The sequence below is a fragment of the Streptomyces niveiscabiei genome (genome assembly GCF_001419795.1).
GTDB lineage: Bacteria > Actinomycetota > Actinomycetes > Streptomycetales > Streptomycetaceae > Streptomyces > Streptomyces niveiscabiei.
The window spans coordinates 1-4,673 of record NZ_LIRL01001110.1 but is presented as its reverse complement, the minus strand read 5'-3'; the positions used below and the strand labels follow the sequence as shown (position 1 = coordinate 4,673).

Annotated in this window: 4 protein-coding genes; 2 read left to right on the top strand and 2 right to left on the bottom strand. The window is 72.6% G+C overall.

Features of this window, described 5'->3' with window-relative positions; genetic code table 11:
* Positions 1–4: 4 nt before the first annotated feature.
* Entirely contained in the window at positions 5–1,090 is a 1,086-nt protein-coding gene (locus AOK24_RS40665) for a sensor histidine kinase (protein ID WP_055724933.1), read from the bottom strand.
* Between the two features lie 166 nt (positions 1,091–1,256).
* On the opposite strand from AOK24_RS40665, the gene AOK24_RS40660 reads away from it, so the two are divergent.
* Together AOK24_RS40660 and AOK24_RS40655 are read left to right on the top strand one after the other, a co-directional pair.
* On the top strand, positions 1,257–2,261 hold the full coding sequence (locus tag AOK24_RS40660) for a carboxymuconolactone decarboxylase family protein (RefSeq protein WP_055724935.1): 1,005 nt from the start codon (positions 1,257–1,259) through the stop codon (positions 2,259–2,261).
* A gap of 153 nt (positions 2,262–2,414) precedes the next feature.
* Entirely contained in the window at positions 2,415–3,086 is a 672-nt protein-coding gene (locus tag AOK24_RS40655; RefSeq protein ID WP_055724932.1) for a hypothetical protein, read from the top strand.
* Between the two features lie 66 nt (positions 3,087–3,152).
* Here AOK24_RS40655 and AOK24_RS40650 read toward each other — a convergent pair.
* Positions 3,153–4,673, bottom strand: a 1,521-nt coding sequence (locus AOK24_RS40650) for an NCS1 family nucleobase:cation symporter-1 (protein ID WP_240554361.1), incomplete at its 5' end; no start/stop codon positions are given.

Sequence of the window (4,673 nt, the reverse complement as noted above, 5' to 3'; positions counted from 1 at the left end):
CCCCTCAGCACCCTTCCCCCAACGGCAGCTCCGCCCGTACCGAGAACCCGCCCTCCGCGCGCGGCGCGGCGTCCAGCGTTCCGCACAGGGCCGTGACCCGCTCCCGCATCCCCATGAGGCCCGCGCCCGGTCGCAGAGGGCGGGACGGATGCGCCAGGCCGTCGTCGTCCACCCGTATCACCAGTGCGCGCTCGCCGTAGTCGAGGCAGACCTGGACGGTGGCGCGGCCCGCGTGGCGTGCGGCGTTGGTGAGGGCCTCCTGCACGATGCGGTAGGCGGCGCGTTCGACGGGGGCGGCGAGGGCGCGTTCCTCGCCGGTGACCGTGAGGCGCGCGGAGAGCCCTGCCGCGCGGGCGCGTTCGACGAGGAGGGCCGGCGTGCCCGTGGGCTCGTCGGTGCGCAGGACGGCGAGCGTGGAGCGCAGCTCGCGCATGGCCTCGCCGCTGGCCTCCTGGATGGCGACGAGGACGGGCGGGACCTCTTCGCCTCGCTTGCGCGCGAGGTGCGCGGCGACGCCCGCCTGGAGCTTGACGACGGAGATGCTGTGGGTCAGCGAGTCGTGCAGCTCGCGCGCGATGCGCAGCCGTTCCTCCCCGGCCCGGCGCAACGCGGCTTCCTCGCGGGTGCGTTCGGCGTCCAGCGCGCGTTGCTCGGTCTGGCGCAGGTACGCCTGCCAGTTGCGGTCGGCGAGCCCGCTGACGGCCGCGCACAGCACCCACCCGGCGAGCAGGACGGCGGCGGCGGGCCGGTGGAGCGCGTACCCGGCGAGGAACACCGCGCCCGCCCCGAGCGCGAGCCAGCGGTGCCCCACGCGCGCGGCGGTGTGCACGGCGCCCACGACGGGCAGCGCGGCCCAGGGCCCGGGGTCGGCGCGCAGGACGTACGCCGTGCCGGTCACGGTCGCGACGGCGAGCACCGCGCGCGGGGCGCGGCGGTGGACGGCGAGGGCGAGTGAACCGGCGAGGATCAGCGGGTAGTCGACGGCCCGCGTGTCCGCGTCGAGGGCGGCGGCGGTCACCACGATGGCGCCGATCACGGCCGCGAGTGCCACGTCGGCGAGCCGCGTCCGCAGGTCCGTTCGCCCGTCCATGCCCGCACCCTAGACGCCGCCGCTGACATCGGCGTCAGACCTGTGGACGGCTCGCGCACTACTCCCGTCGCAGTAGCCGGGCCGCGCGGCCCCTGCCAGGGGCGTGCGCCACAACCGCTACACCGGGACGACGCTTTCGCGCGCCCCCGCCGCCAGGCTGGCGTACATGTCCACTCCTTTCCGCCACACCGCTCCCCCGTCGCCGAAAGAGGCCGAGGGCCGCGTCGCCGAGGTGTACGCGCAGCTGGCGCGCGACTTCGGGATCGCCGCCCCGCCCACCTTCGCGGTCCTGTCGTCCGCACCCGAACTCATGGTCCCGGCCTGGGCGTTGCTGCGGGAGTCGCTGATCGCGGGCCCGGGCGACCGTACGGGCAAGGAGGTCGCCGCGTACGGTGTGTCGCTCGCGAACAGGTGTCCGTTCTGCGTGTCCGCGCACACGGTCCTGCTGCACGCGACGGGTGACCACGCCCTGGCCGAGCGCCTCGCGCGGGGCGAGCGCCCGGAGAACGAGCTCCACGCGCGCGTGCTCGACTGGGCGGCCCGCACGCGCGTGCCGGGCGCCGATCCCGAACCGCTGCCCTTCGCGCGCGAGGAGCTGCCCGGCTACCTCGGCACCGCCCTGACGTTCCACTTCGTGAACCGTTTCGCCTCGGCGCTGCTCACCGAGGACCTCCTCCCGGCGGGCGCCCAGCGCCTGCGCCCGGTGCGTTCCCTCACGGGCCGCTCGCTGTCCCGCACGGTCCGCCGTACGGCCGTCCCGGGCGCCTCCCTGCCGCTCCTGGAGGCACCCGGCGAGGGTCCGGCGTGGGCGGCGGGTACGGCGGTGGGGCCCGCGTACGACGCGCTGCGCACGGCCGCGCCGGCGGGCGCCGTACTCCTCGGGGAGGACGAGCGGCGCCTCGTCCGGGAGGGGGTCGCGGCCTGGGACGGCGCGCATCCCCCCGTCATCCTCCGGGGCTACCCGCACCGGCGCGAGCTGCCCGGCGCGCGCCTCGCGCTGCTGGCCGCGCTGGCGCCGTACCGGATCACCGGCGAGGACGTCGCGGCCTGGCGGCGGGAGGACCGTACGGACGGGGATCTGGTGCGTCTCGTGGTGTACGGGGCGTTCCTCGCGGTGGAGCGGATCGAGTCCGCCCTGCATTTTTCAGCGGACCCCGCGCGGCACATTTAGGGACGTTCGCCTCGTCAACGCGGGGCCGCTGTCACCACTCAGGTACGCAGCGAGTTCGCGCTTCCGCACCACTGTCAGTCGTGTGACACTGGCGTCCCGTCGTCCGCGGTGCGGACTGGTCTCCGTGCCCTCCCCCACAAAAGAAGTGCGCCTGTGCGTTCTCTTCCTCTGCCGCTCGCCCTCGCGGCGCGGCTGTCCCCGGTGGTCGTGCTCGCCTGCGCGGGCTGGGCCCTGTCGTCCTCACCCGCCTCCCCGGAGGACACGGCGGCCCAGGGCGACGGCACCCGGCAGACCCGGTCGGAGACGGACGGCGCGCCGTCGTCCCCGGCCGCGACGAAGGCGTACGCCGCCGCGCCCGCGCCGTGCGGCAGCGTCTCCGCGAAGACGGTCACCGCGCTGGTGCCGGGCGCGAAGACGGCGGGCAAGGAGATCCCGTCCACGGACACGAAGGTCCGCCGGACCTGTTCCTGGAACGCGCTCAAGGGGTTCGACTACCGCTGGCTGGACGTGTCCTTCGAGATCATGGACACCGAGGACGCGGCTCTCAAGTCGTACAAGGCGCGGGTCGGCGAGAAGAGCGGCGGCGGGCCGGTGCCGGGGCTCGGCCAGGAGGCGTACTCCGTCGTCAACCTCACGACCGAGGACAAGCAGCAGACCCGGGAGGGCGTGGTGTTCGCCCGGGTGTCCAACGCGATCGTCATCGTGACGTACAACGGCAGCGACTTCGAGACGAAGAAGGCGCCGGACACGAGCACGATCAACACGGGGGCGATCAAGGCGGCGAAGGAGGCGATGGGGGCGTTGCAGGGGGGTACTACGGGGTGACAAGGGGTACGGCGGGGTGACAAGGGAGGGTACTGCGGGGTGAGGGGTATCACCCCGCTCGCGGCCTCAGGCGTCTGCCTTGTCCCTCTCAGCCTTCCCGCGTAGCACCATCAACCCCAGGTACACCACCATCGACGTCCCCAGGCCCACCGCCCAGCCGTAGTCCGCGAGGGACCTCAGCGCCGGGATCGGGCGGCCGTCGATGATCGGCTTGAAGCTCGCGCCGCCGACCGCGAGGACGCCGCCGGCGAGGAACGCGACGACGGCACGCCAGTTCCAGCCGTTCTCGTACCAGTAGCGGCCACCCGTGCGGTACAGGTCGACGAGGTCGAGCTTGCCGCGCCGCAGGATCCAGTAGTCGGCGATGAGGATGCCGGCGACGGTGCCGAGGAGGCCGCCGACGAGGCCGAGCCAGGTGAAGATGTAGCCCTGCGGGTCGGAGTACAGCTTCCAGGGGAAGATCAGCACGCCGAGGACGCAGGTCGCGAGCGCGCCGGTGCGGAAACTGATCTTCCTGGGCGCGATGTTGGAGAAGTCGAAGGCCGGGGAGACCAGGTTCGCGGCGATGTTGACGGAGAGCGTCGCGACGAGGACCGTCACCAGCGCGAACAGCAGCCCGAAGACGTTGTCGGTCTTCGCGGCGAGCTGGACCGGGTCCCAGATCGTCTCGCCGTAGACGGCCTGCGAGCCGGAGGTGACCATCACGGACAGCAGCGCGAACAGCGTCATCGTGGTCGGCAGGCCGAGCGCCTGCCCCCAGGTCTGCGCCTTCTGGGACTTGCCGTAGCGGGTGAAGTCGGGGATGTTCAGCGACAGTGTCGACCAGAAGCCGATCATGCCCATCAGGGACGGCCAGAACAGCTTCCAGAAGTCGCCGCCCCAGCCGAGTTTGGACGGCTGGTCGAGCAACGGGCCGAATCCTCCTGCCTTGTTGCTCATCCAGATCAGCATGACGACCGCGCCGACGAGGACGAACGGCGCCGCCCAGTTCTCGAACCGGCGGATCGTCTCCATCCCCCGGTAGATGATGGCGACTTGGATCGCCCAGAAGATCGCGAACGACAGCCACATCGTCCACGCGTACCCGCCGACCTTCCCGGCATCGCTCCACCCGGAGCCGATCAGCTTCCCGGCGAGGAAGTAGATCGCCTCCCCGCCGATCCAGGTCTGGATCCCGAACCAGCCGCACGCCACCAACGCCCGTACGACAGCGGGGAGGTTGGCGCCCCGGATGCCGAACGAGGCACGCGCGAACACGGGGAACGGGATGCCGTACTTGGGCCCGGCGTGCCCGGTCAGCAGCATCGGCACCAGCACGATGACGTTGGCCAGCGCGATGGTGAACACCGCCTGCTTCCAGTCCATGCCGAACTTGATGAGCCCCGAAGCGAGCGTCCAGGACGCGGTGTTGTGGGCCATGCCGATCCACAGCGCGGAGAAGTTGTACGTCGTCCAGGTGCGCTTCTCCACCGGGACGGGGAGCAGGTCCTCGTTGGCGTAGGGGCCGCTGGGCCGCGGGGCGCCGGGGGCGATCTCCACCCGGCCGTCGGCGAGGGTGACTTGGGAGGGCGGGGGCAGCGCGGTGGG